Here is a 14,025-nt window from a genome sequence, read left to right on the forward strand (position 1 = left end):
CGCCGCCGCACACTTCCCCGGGTGGACTGCCGAGGTCCCATCTGCTTGAATGAACATGAACTGCGGAGAGGGTCGAATCCGCGAAGTCCCGGCAAGTCCGGATCCAGGGTCGAGGACTTGGGAGGGGCTTTCCATACGCTGAGTTCAGGACGGATGGAACACCGCCTCGGGCCGGCGGGTTAACGACCTCGGCCCTTGTCGAGTCGCCTCAGGGCGTTGCGAGCGGCCATGCTGTCGAGCCCCCGGTTCGTGCCGGCGAGCCGACGCAGCGCGGGGAGGCTCTTCTCGGTGCCGATCTGCTCGAGGATCTTGCAGGCGTCCGCCCGCGTGAAGCCGTCGCTGTGCTCGAGGCATCGGAGCACGGCGTCCTCGGCGGGGGGGCCGATGGCCTTGAGCGCCTCGACGGCCCGGCCCCGGTCGTTGCTGCTCATGAGGTAGTCGGCCAGCGCGTCCGCGGATTCCGGGTCCTTGATCGCCTTGAGCGCATCCAAGGCCGCCCAGCGCACGTGGAATTCCGGATCCTTCAGGCCTTCGAGCAGGGCGGGGGTGTTCTCCGGCCCTCCCCACACCGCCAGGGCCTTCGCGGCGTCGGACCGCGTGAACGCGTCGGAGTCCTTGAGCATGGGCTCGACGGCCTTCGCGACCTCCTGGCGGTCCTCGCCGGGCGTCGACCTCATCAAGCGGGCCAACGCCCCCTTGCGCCTCGGCTGGTCGGGAGACTCGAGATCGAGACGGACTTGCCCCGCGTCCTCCGCGGCCAGGGGAGCCGCCGCGGCGGGGGGCGCGGTGCGAGGAGAGGGTGGGATGTTCGGTTGGAGAGCGGGGCGTCGTTCGGGGGCCGGTTCCTGATCGCTGTTCGGGAGGGGGACTTGCGCGGGCTGTCCCGCCGCGACCTGTTCATTCTTCACGGGGGCACGCTCGGCGTCGTCCCTGGCCTTGGTCAACCCGGGGACGAACATCACGAGCCCGAGCGCCATCCCGAACCCCCCCATCGCGATGAGGAAGGGTTTCTCCATCGCATCCCAACGGGAAAAGAGATAGTAGATCTGATAGAAGGGGAACAAGACGTAGAACACGCCGCAGAGGAAGCTCTCGCGGAACGGGACCACCACGCAGCCGATGCTGCCGACCACGATGAGCACCATCGCGACGGTCAACGCCGCCATCAAGGCGGCATGCTTCGTCGCGTCCGCGCCCTGCGTCAGGTAGAACGCCAGCCCCACGACCAATGCGATGCCCGGGAGCAGGTAACCCCAGCCGGGTAGACCCCCGATCGAGATCGGCCCCGATCGTGAGGGTCGGCGGGCCTTGGCGGGCTTCATCGCCGCCCGCCGGGGCATCACGTCTTCGAAATCCTCGTCTGGCTCCGCGCGAGGCGGCGAGGCGACCGGCTCATCGAAGCCGTACGGGTCGTGGTCCCAAGGCGGCGGATCGGCCCGTCGAGCGGGGGAGGGCGTCGCCCTCTGGGGGCTCCGAGGCCTCCCGTCCGCCGAGCTCGCCCCGGGGATGATGAAGATCAGCCCGCATTGCTTGCACTTGCCGCGCTTGCCCGCCAGGGCCTCGTCGACGTCGAATCTCTTGCCGCACGACTCGCAATGGAAGCTGATGGCCATGCTTTCCCCAAAGCCCGGATGTCCTGGCGTGGGCCCCCGGATCTCGCCGCCATGGGCCCCGATCGTGTAAGCTTAGCATAAGATGTGCGAAACATCTCTAGCTATCAACCCGCGTAAGTCGCCCATGCTGAGCAGGAGCGTTGACGGACTCCCTCGTCCAATTCTTCTCCGACTCTCGGGAAAGCTGGAGGCGGATCAAGGAGGATCCCGAGCGTTGTTTCTCCATGGGAGACGAACTCGCCGCCGCCGACGAGCCCACAGCCGGTCTGCGGCCGATGGCCTCGAGGCCGTCTCCGCCGAGGATCAGGGGCGTTTCGTGATCACGACGGCCTCGTCGCGGACGACGTACGCGAGCCCGGCCGGGGCGAGGAGCGACTCGAGGGCCTTGCCCAGGGGCTCGCCGGCATCGCCGCCGGTAACGGTCGTGGCCAGGGTCGCCACGCCCTCCTTCAAGGCGGAGGGGGCGACGAGGAATGTCTCCTTCGTCTGCGCGACGAGGTGGGCGATGACCTTCTTCAACGGGGCCTCGCGGAAGTCGAACGGGACCGACGCCTTGAGCGCATCGGCGACCCGGGCGTTCGACTTCTCCTGGGCCGCCGACGGGCGGGAGAGGCCGTCATTCTCGGGGGTCTTGCGGACGACCTTGAGTCCGCGGTCGCCGGGGATATACGTCAGGCCGAGGGGCTCGAGGCTCAGGTTGAGGCAGGATCGCAGGGTCAGGCGGCCTTCGGCCTCCAACGGCACGACCGTATCCTTGCCGATGCCCGCGGCTTTCAGCTCCTCCGGGTCGAGCTCGATCTTGACGCGGGCCATCGAGTGGAGGAAGCCCATGAGGTTTTCGAGCCGGGCGCCCCCGACGTTGAAAAGGATCTCCCTGTCGAGGGCGCGGGCGAGTTTCCTGTCGAGGGGCGTCGGCGGGAGGTGGGCATCGAGGTACTCCTCGTGCTCGTTGTCTTTCACCTTGACGAGCTTGCCTTCCGGGTCGATCAGGACGGCGGTCGGCCACGACGAGATGCCGTAGTCCTTGACGGTCTCGCCCGTGGTGTCGAGCACGATCGGCAACGGCAAGGGCTTGCCTTGCCAGTGCTCCTTGATGATCGGCTTGAGCCGCTCGTCGAGCATGGCGAAGTCGGTCGCCTGCGGGTCGTGGACGGCCAGGATGACGAACTTGTCGCGGTCGTCGGCATGCTCCTCGGCGAAGTCGACCCAGTTCGGGATCCCTCGCGCCACGCAAGGGCCGCACCAGAAGCCCCAGAATTCGAGGACGACCCACTTCCCCTTGAAGTCGGAGAGCTTCACGTCCTTGCCGACGCCCCGCGCGTCGGTGACCTTCAGCGGGGGCGGTTCCTTGCCGTAGAGCTTCGCCAGCGGCTTGAGCTTGAGGTCGATCGCCCCGAGGTCCACGACGGGCGTCCCCGCCTTGACCTCGAGGTCGCGTTGGTCGTCGGTGTAGTCGGTCGGGTCGCCGTAACCCCAGAAGCTGTACGACCCGGGCGGGACCTTGAGTCGGAACTTCGACTCGCGGGATGCGCACGAGGCGAATCGAATCCGGCCGGGCTTCAGGAAGAGGTACACGTTGGACCAGCCGGGCGTGCTCCCCTGCTCGGTGCAGGTGAAGTGCCCCTTGACCTCGACGAGCGGCCCCGCCTTGATCTCGATCGGCTTCCCCGCCGCCCCGGGAGCCACCACGGCGAGCCCGCCCCGGTCCCCCCGGATAGCCATCACGACCTGGTCGCGGCCGTAGAACTCGACGTCGAGCCTGAACCGGCCGTCGGCCCCCGTCTTGACCCCCTGATAGGGAAACATCGGCCGATTCTCATCGGAGCTCCAGAACGTCCCCACCTCGGCCCCCGCCACGGCCTTCCCGCCCTCGTCCACGACCCGTCCCTCGACTTTCACCTCATCCGCCCGCCCCCTCGCCGCGAACGCGAGCAGCACGGCGAAGGCCACAACCCTAGTCCGTTTCATGAGACCCTCCTCTACAGGCGTAGACGCTCAAGCCGATTTCTGACATCTGTCAGAAATCGGAGGATAACGAAACGGTTCGGGGAAGTCTATGCGGTTGAGATCGTGACGAGTCCTTTGGATCATCATGATCCTGGGAGGCAACAGGTGCTTACTCCATGTCATACCGGCAGGTCGAACCGCCTTGAAGCGGAGGCCCGAATCTCCCCTTAGATAACCCCGGGCGAGACCCTCGCGGATTCGCTTGCGTAGGTGCGCATCATGCCACGCCGGAAGTGAGCATCGACACGGTTACGATCGAATAGTCCCACGCGTGAGAATCCATCGACTCGCCGACCATCAGTCGGGTGCAGGCCGGTCTTAAGCTCACATGGCGCGCCGGTTACGATCGCCGGATCTGCCTAATCGTTCGTTGCATAGAGCTCGACGCGCCCGCACTCGACGCAACGAAACGAGACGATGGGGATCGGTTGATCAACGGGTTCTTGGCGCAGACCTTGTTGAAAGGCGACGATCGGGTTCGGCGATGTCGGGGTTCCAGGGCGAACGAAAGAGAATTCCGAGCCGACGCGAAAGCTCTCCCTGGAGGAATTCTTCAGCATATCCGCCGGCTGGGCGTGGAGAGTACCCCGCTCCACGGCGCCACCACAGGAAGAACATTGCTTGCTTCGCATGGATTCCTTCCTCCGCGATCCAACAACACCACCCAGTACACCCATTGATCGAGTCGCCCAGGATTGTAACAGAAAAGAGCCAGTGCCGCGTGACGACGGACGAGCTTAACGAGAGCCCAACGGCGAGATCAACCAACTCCATCACACCAGATGCACATCTTAGTAACGAACAGCCTTCGGAGTTCGCCCGTCGCGAAGAGACGAGAGGTCAAATGCCTATCCCCGGCCGAGACCGGGGGCCGTCTGCAACTTCCCCGGTCGAACCGCGGCCTGCTGTAGACCAGAGAGGCCGAATCTAATCCTCCGTGCCGAACACTCGGGTCGTCACGACTGGGATCGTCGGTATTCATGAAGATATCGAAGGATCCCGACAGACCACTCTTCGTTTACGGGCAGCGCGGATCGGCCTGGCAAAGCGTAGACACCCTCGGCTCACGGCCGGGCTATTGGGCGAAAAACCTCGTGTCGCTTCGCGACCCAGGTTCTGCGAACCTGGGCCACCCAAGAAAGAGCGAGCCGGCCGGGGTTTGGGACGGGCCGCTGATCATTTCCGAGGCCCGCGAATCGGCCGGGGTTTTGGGGCCGGCCGCACGTCGTCTCCGGGGCCAGGGATCGTCCGAGGCTTGCGGAAGCCATTCTCCGAGGCCGGGCGCCTGTCGGTTCGCGCCTCGTCGCGGCGCGACCCCGATCGTCCCAGACAGGCCTACCCGGAAGGGGCGAAACCGCCGAACGCACCGCGATAGGCATGTCATGTCTTTGCGAGATCGGAGGTGCCATCGGCTGCCAAACGTGTCGCGGGAGGTGAGCCACGCCCGATCGACCTGGCCCTCGAAAGTCCACCTAATCCACGCATTTTAAGGTATTTTAAATCTAGGCATGTCATTTAGTGTAGATGATAGAATTTGGATTTGTGCGATGGAGTGGCGGAGCCGGGATCGGCCGCCGGGGCCGATCATTTGCCGGCCTCGCCCTGGAAACGGCAGCTCAAGCGCGAGACGAATCCATGGACGAATTAGGGGAGCTTCGGAGTCGGCTTTCCGAGAGGAAATATATTTATTTGCGAGTTTATATAGCCGGACTCGTTCGCGGTGAGAATCCAGGTCTTCCCCTTGAGCGAGCCGCGGTTCTCGTAAGTCGGCATCACGTCCTTGCCTTCATTCGTCGTGACGCTGATGAGATGGATGTCGAATTCGATCGGCTTGGCCGGTTTCTTGCCGTCCACGAGGTTCACGTTGAATCGCAAACCCCCGTCCTCGGTCTCGTAATTCGGATAATCCCACGTCCCCTCAATCTTCACGTCCGTGCGTAGCGGGACACCAAGTCGCCCGATGAGCTTCACCTTGCCGCTGCTGATGTCCTCGACCTTGACCGACACGACCGCGTCGTCCTCCTTGGAAAGACTGGGCAGGCAGGCGATCAGCAAGAGGAGCGCGAAGATGACGTTACACTTCAGCCCAGGGGATAATCTCAGGGTCATGTCATCACCTATTCCGAAAGCTAGAAACCTCGGCCAGGAACATCGGCCCTTTGGAATCGAGAACGACTCGAATCCCAGTCTTGACTGCGCCAAAGGCCCTGCGTGAAACGTGCGTTCGATCGTCTGTATTGACGCTGGACGCGGATTCGAGGAAAGCCGAAGATCCCTCCGAAGCGGCTCAGAAGCAGGTGCCCTTGCGGATCTCCCACTCCTGGGCGTTCGTGGCGGTCGAGTGGAGGAGGAGGAGGGAGAAGGGGATCCCCTGGGCCTCGGCGCGGGCCAGGGCGTGGGCGAGGCGTCGGAGGTCGGCGATCGTCTCGGGCAGGTCGGGCCAGCGGAGGTGGTCGGCCTCGGCCTCGGCCTCGAGGCGAGCGAGCAGGGGGGTGACGGTGGCGAGGCCCGCGGAGGCCTCGTGCCAGGCGAGGGGTTCCCCCTCCATGTCGTCGTTCCAGCCGAAGGACGAGAGGGGGGCGAGGCCGAGCCCCTCGGCGATCGCGTCGAGCCGGGCGACGTGGCGAGCCAGGCTCTGGCCCCGGGCATAGGTCTCGATCTCGCCGACCCTTCGCGGGAAGTAGGGGACGACCGAGGCGTGTCGCAGCACGTCGTTCATGCCGAAGACCGTGGCGGCCGAGGCGTAGAGGAAGATCGCGTCGGCCAGGGCCGCGATGACGGTGGCCCCGTCCAGCAGGCGGTCGGGGATCACCCCCTGGCCGAAGATCGCGAACGCGGTCAGGCCCGAGGCCGAGGCCAGCAGCAGCAGGTCGGCCCGCATCGTCTCCCGGAACGCCCGGCGCACGAACCACCAGTGCCTCGCCGGATAGTCGGGCGACCTGCGGACCTCGGCCGTCGACAGCACGACGCACCGCATCACCCCGAACAGCACCAGCCCCGCCAGCGTCGAGATCAGGAGGCCGCTGGCCAGCTCCCCGTGCGAGATCGGCATCGTCAGGCCGAGGGCCATGATCATCGGCCCGACCAGGATCACCGGGATGGCGAGCGCGACCGCCACCGAGGAGGTGGCCGCCGCCCAGAGGATCGTGGCCCGCATGGCCACGCGGTAGTCTGCGCGAGCGCCGTCGATCGACATGGCCACGCCCCGTCGCTTGATGAAGAAAGGCGAACCCCCCTCCCGCGTCCCTGGCCGCACGGCCCCAAATAGGCCGATGGCTATTCTCGCAGCGCGCCCCCGCCTCTCGCCAGCGTCCCCCGCCGTTCTCGCGATTTGACAACGCCGAGGCCGGAGGCGACAGTGTGTCGGCCTCGCGTCGGTTCGACTTTCGAAAGGATTCCTGGGAACGAAGGATATGGTTCCGAAGCGTATTCTCGTGCTGGGGGGCGGGTTCGCGGGGCTCTGGGCGACGCTCGGGGTCGAGACGAGGGCGGGGGCCGACGTCGTCTCGCTGGGGCGCGAGGGGCTCCGGCTCGGATCCGGCGAGGAGATCCCCGCGGTGGCCGTCGTCCAGGCTCCGCTCGCGACTTACGGCGAGAGCGGCTCTTGAAGTTCCTGATCGCATATAGTTGGCGTAAATTTTGAGTTATTGCGTAAAATGCGGCGTAGCGGGTGGCTTGTTGTGGCCATTCGATGGATTTCAGGTGGGCTCATGGTGTGTTCAGTTCGAGTTTGCCATGCGGATCCGTGAAGATCGGTAGTCGTGAGACGAAGATCCAGGTGGCGGGGCCACGACCGCCGAGCGCAGAATCGACGTGGCCTCCGAGGCCGGGGATAACCGGGAGTGGACCTGATGAGCACGATCGCGCCCGATGAGACGGGGCAGAGGACACGCAAACGGCGACGCAGGCGCCTCATCGCGGGGGTCCTGGGGTTGCTCGTACTCGGCGGCGGTGGGCTGGGCTGGTGGCTCTCGCGGCCCGCGCCGGACCTGCCGGCCCGGATGGTCATGGACGGGGGCGAGGGGGATGCGGAGGTCTGGGACCTCGCCTATTCCCCCGACGGCTCGATGCTCGCGATCGCCACGGCACGAGGGCTCGCGCTCCGCGACTCGTCCGACGGGAGGCTGATCCGGACCCTGCCGGCCTCGCCGAGATTCGCGACGATTGCGTTCTCGCCGGATGGGAGCAAGGTGGCGGTCGGCGGGGCCGGGACCGACGACGCCACGGCCTGGGATGTCGCGACCGGGCGGCAACTCGCGACATTCGCATCGACGAATCAACTGGTGGCGATGAGGTTCTCGCCGGACGGCCAGACCCTGAATCTCGTCGTCTTGCGCGAGATGGGGAAGGGGGTCGAGATCGTGCTCTGGGATGCGGCCGCCTGGGTGGAGCGATCGCGGACGGAGCTGCCGGGAGCGGGAGTGACGTATCAGAAGGCCGTGGCGCTCTCGGCCGACGGCGCGACGCTGGCCCTCGCCCCGGCCAACGAGAAGAATGCCGTCACGCTCTGGGACGTGGGCAGCGGCCGGCCGCGGGGTACGCTGCACGCGGGGCCCGGCCTTCATTGGCCGAACTTCACCTCGCTCGCTTTCAGCCCCGATGGGAAGTCGCTGGCGTCGACGAGGGAGGACGGCTCGATCCTGGTCCTGGACCTCGCCACGAGCCGCCCGAGGGCGAGGCTCATGCCCCACACCCGGGGCGTCAACCCCGGGGGGCTGGAGTTCACGCCGGATGGGCGGGCGCTCGTCACCGTCGCGTCGGGCTGGCCTCGGTCGGGCATGCAACTGCCGTCGCTCCCCTTCGGCGTCGAGCGACTGCTGAGCAAGGAAACGGTGTCGGCCGATCTCAAGCAGGAATTCATGCTCTGGCATGTGGATCGGGGTATGCTGGGGATGGCCTCCGAGACGGAGGTCATGCGCGAGGTTGCCGGGACGACCATGCGTAGGGGCCCGGCCCACGCCTTCGCCATCTCGCCAGACGGCAAGACCCTCGCGACCGCCCACGGCGACGGCAAGATCCGGCTCCGCGACATCGGCAAGGGGCGTTGAGCCGACCCCGTCGATTGGCCCAAGTGATGAGTTGGGGAGCGTCCGAGGTGGCTATCAAGGTCCTGGCACTCGACCTGGAGCGGACGCTGATCGACGACGCCCTGAGCGCCCTCGCGCGGCCGGGGTTGCTCGCGTTCCTCGAGTTTTGCCGGGAGCGTTTCGGCCGAGTCGCCGTGTTCAGCACCGTCGAGGAGGCCGACGCCCGCGAGGTCCTGGAGGGCCTCGGCCGTCGCGGGCTGGTCCCTCCCGATCTCATGGATCGCCTGGAGTATGTGGATTGGAGCGGCGAATATAACGACCTCGGGTTCGTCCCCGGCGTGGCGGCTTCCGAGGTGCTCCTGATCGACGACGACGCCGGGTGGATCCGGCCGGATCAGAGAGGCAGCTGGATCCCCATCGCCCCCTGGGATGGCGGGCCTGACGAGGAACTCCCGCGCGTCCGATCGCTCCTGGAAAGCCGGCTCGCGGGCCGCTCCTCGGGGTAGCCGCCCGCCATCGCGACGGGCCGCACGCAACTCCCGAGGCTCAATCCGCGGCGACGGTCGCGTGGCGAACCACCTCGAGGACGCGACCCGGGTCGCATCCATAGATGCCGGAACTCCAGGCCATGTTGGGTTCGACGACGGCCCAGCCGCGACGTGGGATGACGCCGACGTCGAGCACGCCTGCGCGGGGGAACTCGACCCGGTCATCGGCGAGGACGCCGCGGATGAAGGATTCGGCCTCGGCGAGTTCGTCGGCGTTGGCGGCGTATCCGGTGGCCGATTGGGGCTCGTTGTGCCTCAGATAGACGGAGGTCGCCAGCGGCTCGCGGTCGAGCACGAACGAGCGGAACTCCTTCTCCCAGGCGACGACCTCGGCGATGAGCACGGGGGCGTCGTCGTAATCTCGCGGCAAGCTGGCGTTGGTGTAGACGGTGGCGCGGAAGCTTTTGTCGTTCGGCGGCTTGACGAACGCCGCTCCCTCGAGCGCGCGGGCCTGCCGCATGGTGCCGAGCGAGACCTTCCGCTTGCGATAGCACTCGGGCAGCCTTGGCAGCCAGTCGAGTGGCGGCTCGAGGAGCCTCAGCCCCAGGAATTCGGCGAGGCTCGGCGCGAAGAGGCCCTCGAGGTATAGAACCGGCTCTGCGATCTCTCGCAGTTCGTCGGTCAGCCGCCAGGATCCGAGCCGCTCGACGCCCCAGCCGAGCCGCAGGGCCGCCCGCCACAACGCCCGGGAATCCTCCGTGAATCGCGGTGCCAGGATGAGCGTTTTCATGGAGTTTGGTCTGTATTTAAAGGATAAGATTTATAAAAAATTTAAAAATGATATCGTTTGTATTTATTTGATTGGTTCGCTGGTGGGACCAATTGGCCTCACCTCGAGGAGCCCCCGGAGACGGCGGCGATCCCGCGACCGAAGCGGGACCAATTGGTCCCGCTTCGGTCGCGATCGAGACGCATCGCACATCGTGCTCTCGCTCGCATCGTGTGGCGGCCTCCCGCTTTTCGGAGGATCTCAACACCTGTGGACGGCACTGGCACCACGGAAGTTCGCTTATCGTCAGCCCAGGGTGGCGACGCCAGCACCGGGCGTGACTCTTGCCGGATCGGAGCCCGAGACCACCCCCATCCGACATGAGGATGTCGACCGTCGCCCGGAGACTGGTAGCCCTATTATGGGCGTAACTCGCCTGCCTCGACACCCGCGGCCACCGTTTCACCCCCGCGTGTCGTAAACCGACGAAATGCCGGCCGCAGTTCCCCCTGCGTTCTCGACTTCCAATAGCGGCCACCCGAGGAGGGAGACCAGGCCCACCGTGGTGGCGTAATGCAGTCGAAGGCGAGTTACGACCAATTGTTATGCGACCTTCGTCGCGAGCGAGCACTACTCTGAGGAGAAAAGGCCGCAAGGGGGGAGTCGGATATGGCGGGCCATGCGTCGGATCACCTGCTTCCGCAGGTCAACCGGATCTTCAACCTGGGTGCGGTCGGGACGTTGACCGATGCGCAGCTGCTGGATTGGTTCGTCTCGCGACGCGATGGGGCGGCGGAGGCCGCGTTCGAAGAGCTGATGAACCGGCACGGGCCGATGGTGTCGCGCGTCTGTCGGAGCGTCCTCCAGGATGGGCATGATGCCGAAGATGCCTTGCAGGCCACCTTCCTGGTCCTGGCCCATCGGGCCGGCGCAATCCGCCGTGGCGAGTCGGTCGCGAGCTGGTTGTTCGGCGTGGCCCACCGGGTCTCCTCGCGCGCCAGGAAGCGAGCCGCCCGCCAGCGGGCACTTGATCAGAAGGCTGCGGGATCGACCCCCGAGGCGAGCTCTCCGGCCGCGGCTGATACGGATTGGGAAGCCTTGCACCAGGAGGTCGACCGATTGCCGGAACGGCTGCGGGCCCCGGTGGTGCTCTGCTACCTCGAGGGGCTGACTTATGCCGCGGCGGCGGGCCGGCTCAATCTCTCGGAGGGGAGTTTCCGGGGCCGGATGGCCCAGGCTCGCGAGCGGCTCCGGCGGCGGTTGACCGAGCGGGGAATGGCCGTCCCGGCCGGCCTGCTCCTCGCCGGCACCTTGGCCCAGTCGCCGGCCAATGCCGCGGTCCCCGCGGCGCTGGTACGTTCCACAACTCGCATCGCGCTCGGATTCCTGGCGGGCAGCAGGGCCGCCGTCCTGGCGAGGGGAGTCCTAAGATCCATGCTCCTGAATCAGATCCGGATCGCCGCGATCCTCGCGTTCGTGGGGTTGGCGAGCGGCTATGGCCTCTGGCATGCCTACGGGGCCGGCGTGGGCGAACAGGAGCCGAGAGCCGTCGGCTCGGTCCGGGCCGCCGGCAAGGGCGCGACGCCACCACCCGTGCCGCAGCCGAAGGCGTCGGTCTTCGCCGGCCGATTCACGGGCTCGGTGACGGTCGAGGGGACCGGCCAGGCGGTCGCGGGTGCCAGGCTGCAACTCTCCGTCGGATTCGTCATGGGGGCCGGGAGCCGGGAAGAGCGCATCGTCGAGTCCGGGGCCGACGGCCGATTCGCCGTCGATCTGCCCGCCGGCGACACACGAGTCTGGGTCAGCGATCTCCCCGCCGGCTATCTGTTCACGAGCACCCGGGATGCCATGGAGAACCTGGAGGTCTCGCCCGACAAGCCGGAGATCCACCGGGATTTCCGCGTTCGGAAGGGGACCGTCTGGGATTTCCAGTTCGTGCGAGGCTCCGATCCGAGGCCGTTCCGCGGCCACGTGATGACGATTTCCACCCCGAAGACCCCAGCCTTATCGACTCAGTCACAGGCACAAGCGGACGAGCGGGGACGGGCACGTCTGACCCTCTCCACCGAGGAGAGTCGGGTCGAGCTCTATTTACGGGAGCATGGCCCCATCACATCGAGCGATCTCGATACGGGCATCCTCCCGATGGCACTGGAGTGGGAGTCCGGGTTCCGACCCGATCGCCTGGAGGAAGTCTCGCGTCTGGAGGGGAAGGATCGCCGTTTCCGCCTCGTGGACGCCGATGGGAAATCAGCCGTCCTCGACGCCCCGGAGCCGGTCGAACCCATCAACGAGAATAGCAAGCTGCTACTCAGGGTGACGGTCTCGCATCGCGATGCCAGGGACTTCGCCGCCCTGACCGGCGAGGTCCTCGACGAGCAAGGGCGCGCGATTTCCGGGGCCCACGTCGCCGTGACGATCATGGGCCGCGAGCCCGCGCCGGGCGAGCTGCGGTATCGGTCCACGACCGACCGCCAGGGCCGCTATCGCCTCCGCGATATCCCGCGTTGGGCGATCGACGGCAAGCCGCTGGAGCCGCGACTCTCGGTGAGGAAGGAGGGGTATGGCGGCGTCCAGATCCCCGTGCCCAGCCTGGCGGACGGCGATCCCGATCCGCCGATCGTCGTCGAGCCCATCCGCCTGGAGCGCGGCGTGTCGATCGGCGGGACCGTGGTCGATCATCTCGGACGACCCGCGGCCGGGGCTTCGGTCCAGTCGATCCAGCTACCCGCCCACTTGAGCGGAGTTCCTCAGGGCACGCGGACCGATGAGAACGGAAAGTTCCTCATCGATGGCCTGCATCGGGGCGTGACGGCACTCCATGTGTTCCACGGGAAGGTCCGCAAGACTGGCGTCTATCTCGTCGACGGCTCGGTTGACCCTATTCGCATCGTTCTCCCCGAACACGTCGAGGGGCCTCCCGGCAATCCCGCCGCACTCCTCGCGGCTCCGCCGGGGCCGGCGGCCCTGGGGGAACCCGCCCCGGATTGGCAGGTCAGCCCCTGGTCGGATGGCCGCGTCCATCAACTGGCCGATGAGCGCGGCAAGGTCGTTGTCCTCTACTTCTGGGGGGTCAGCTTCTGGCAGAGCGTCAGCATCTTGCCGGCTCTGGGGGAGCTTCGGGCCCGGTTTGAGCCCAGAGGCGTGGATTTCCTGGCGATCCACAATGCCGAAAAGGACGAGGAGCTCGGCCGGGAACAAGGGCGGAAGGTGCTTGCCTTCAAGGGGGCTCCCCTCACCATGGCGATCGATCAGAGCCGGATCCCCGGCCACGCGCGAGGCAAGACGCTCCAGAGTTACGGCGGACAGGGCTTTCCGCTGCCGGTCATCGTCATCATCGACCGCGCGGGTCGGCTCGCCTATCGGAGCGACACCGGTACCGGCGAAAGCAACCTGTCTGAAGTGTTCATGCAAATGGCCCAGAATCCCAGGAGCATGACCGAGCCGAAGGCCTTCGAACGGGTCGAGGGGATCCTGGCCGACGAGATTGGGAAGGCCCTCAAGGAGTAAGACGGTTCGAACCCCGGGGTGGGACCAATTGGTCCCACTTCGAGGAGCCACCGAAGACGCGCAGAGGTCAAGTCTAACCGGCGGGACCAATTGGTCCCGTTCGATCTCGAGATCGCAAGATGTCCGCAATGAATTATATTTGTCGAGATATGAAAAAGATTAACGAATATTGCGATGACGACGAAGACATGCCGGTAGACGTAGGGAGAGCCGGACGGCCCGGGGCCGGGTTATGATGCACGCCGGTCCCATGGACGTGCGGCCCGTACCGCTTCGTCGGGGTGTCGTCCGGCGCGAGGGTCAGGCTCTCGGCCCCTCCGATCAGCGGCGTGACCACCTCGGCCAGGAGCTGCCTGGCGATGCGATCGGACCACTTCCCGGCGGCGGCGACGGCGGTGTAGCAGGATGGAAACCGAGCGCCGAGCTTGGCTGACCTGATCCGGCTCGTGACGGTGCGGCGGCCCCGGGCCAGGACGGCGCCGAGGAGCGGCCCGGCGGTCGAGGGCCGCGGCGAGTTGGGAGAACCACCGCATGGTGCAGGGAGCGGAGGCGAGGATGTCATGGCTGGCTCCGTCGGGGACGATCGGCAGGGTTGGTAACCACCATCGTCC

At 66.4% G+C, this 14,025-nt stretch carries 11 protein-coding genes; 4 read left to right on the plus strand and 7 right to left on the minus strand.

All coding sequences use genetic code 11. The features are described from left to right. Positions 1–179 precede the first annotated feature (179 nt). The 5 genes from ACOYYX_RS06700 to ACOYYX_RS06720 all read right to left on the minus strand — a co-directional run bounded on the left by ACOYYX_RS06700 (position 180) and on the right by ACOYYX_RS06720 (position 6,816). Positions 180–1,613, minus strand: coding sequence for a HEAT repeat domain-containing protein (locus tag ACOYYX_RS06700; RefSeq protein WP_422929155.1), 1,434 nt, complete (start codon positions 1,611–1,613; stop codon positions 180–182). Positions 1,614–1,916: 303 nt separating this feature from the next. Continuing rightward, the gene (locus tag ACOYYX_RS06705) at positions 1,917–3,581 is read right to left on the minus strand and encodes a redoxin domain-containing protein (RefSeq protein ID WP_422929156.1); all 1,665 of its coding nucleotides are present in this window, start codon (positions 3,579–3,581) and stop codon (positions 1,917–1,919) included. A gap of 398 nt (positions 3,582–3,979) precedes the next feature. Continuing rightward, positions 3,980–4,252 (minus strand): hypothetical protein, encoded by a 273-nt coding sequence (locus ACOYYX_RS06710; RefSeq protein ID WP_422929157.1) that lies wholly within the window; start codon positions 4,250–4,252, stop codon positions 3,980–3,982. A gap of 1,012 nt (positions 4,253–5,264) precedes the next feature. Beyond that, positions 5,265–5,729, minus strand: a complete 465-nt coding sequence (locus ACOYYX_RS06715; RefSeq protein WP_422929158.1) for a hypothetical protein — start codon at positions 5,727–5,729, stop codon at positions 5,265–5,267. 178 nt (positions 5,730–5,907) lie between these two features. Next, positions 5,908–6,816, minus strand: a complete 909-nt coding sequence (locus ACOYYX_RS06720; RefSeq protein WP_422929159.1) for a hypothetical protein — start codon at positions 6,814–6,816, stop codon at positions 5,908–5,910. 217 nt (positions 6,817–7,033) lie between these two features. Here ACOYYX_RS06720 and ACOYYX_RS06725 point away from each other — a divergent pair, with 217 nt between their 5' ends. From ACOYYX_RS06725 to ACOYYX_RS06735, 3 genes are all read left to right on the plus strand, one after another. Beyond that, positions 7,034–7,228 (plus strand): hypothetical protein, encoded by a 195-nt coding sequence (locus ACOYYX_RS06725; RefSeq protein WP_422929160.1) that lies wholly within the window; start codon positions 7,034–7,036, stop codon positions 7,226–7,228. A gap of 243 nt (positions 7,229–7,471) precedes the next feature. Next, a complete protein-coding gene (locus ACOYYX_RS06730) occupies positions 7,472–8,668 on the plus strand; it encodes a WD40 repeat domain-containing protein (RefSeq protein WP_422929161.1) in 1,197 nt (398 codons plus the stop codon). 47 nt (positions 8,669–8,715) lie between these two features. Next, positions 8,716–9,153, plus strand: a complete 438-nt coding sequence (locus tag ACOYYX_RS06735; protein ID WP_422929162.1) for an NIF family HAD-type phosphatase — start codon at positions 8,716–8,718, stop codon at positions 9,151–9,153. 40 nt (positions 9,154–9,193) lie between these two features. Here ACOYYX_RS06735 and ACOYYX_RS06740 read toward each other — a convergent pair whose 3' ends face one another. Next, positions 9,194–9,925 (minus strand): ATP-grasp domain-containing protein, encoded by a 732-nt coding sequence (locus ACOYYX_RS06740; protein ID WP_422929163.1) that lies wholly within the window; start codon positions 9,923–9,925, stop codon positions 9,194–9,196. A 648-nt stretch (positions 9,926–10,573) separates the two neighbouring features. On the opposite strand from ACOYYX_RS06740, the gene ACOYYX_RS06745 reads away from it, so the two are divergent. Then, positions 10,574–13,414, plus strand: a complete 2,841-nt coding sequence (locus tag ACOYYX_RS06745) for a sigma-70 family RNA polymerase sigma factor (protein ID WP_422929164.1) — start codon at positions 10,574–10,576, stop codon at positions 13,412–13,414. Between the two features lie 133 nt (positions 13,415–13,547). On the opposite strand, the gene ACOYYX_RS06750 is transcribed toward ACOYYX_RS06745, so the two are convergent. After that, positions 13,548–13,976 (minus strand): transposase, encoded by a 429-nt coding sequence (locus ACOYYX_RS06750; RefSeq protein ID WP_422929165.1) that lies wholly within the window; start codon positions 13,974–13,976, stop codon positions 13,548–13,550. Between the last annotated feature and the right edge of the window lie 49 nt (positions 13,977–14,025).

Source organism: Singulisphaera chitinilytica, assembly GCF_049331405.1.
In the GTDB taxonomy this organism is placed as follows: Bacteria; Planctomycetota; Planctomycetia; order Isosphaerales; family Isosphaeraceae; genus PoT.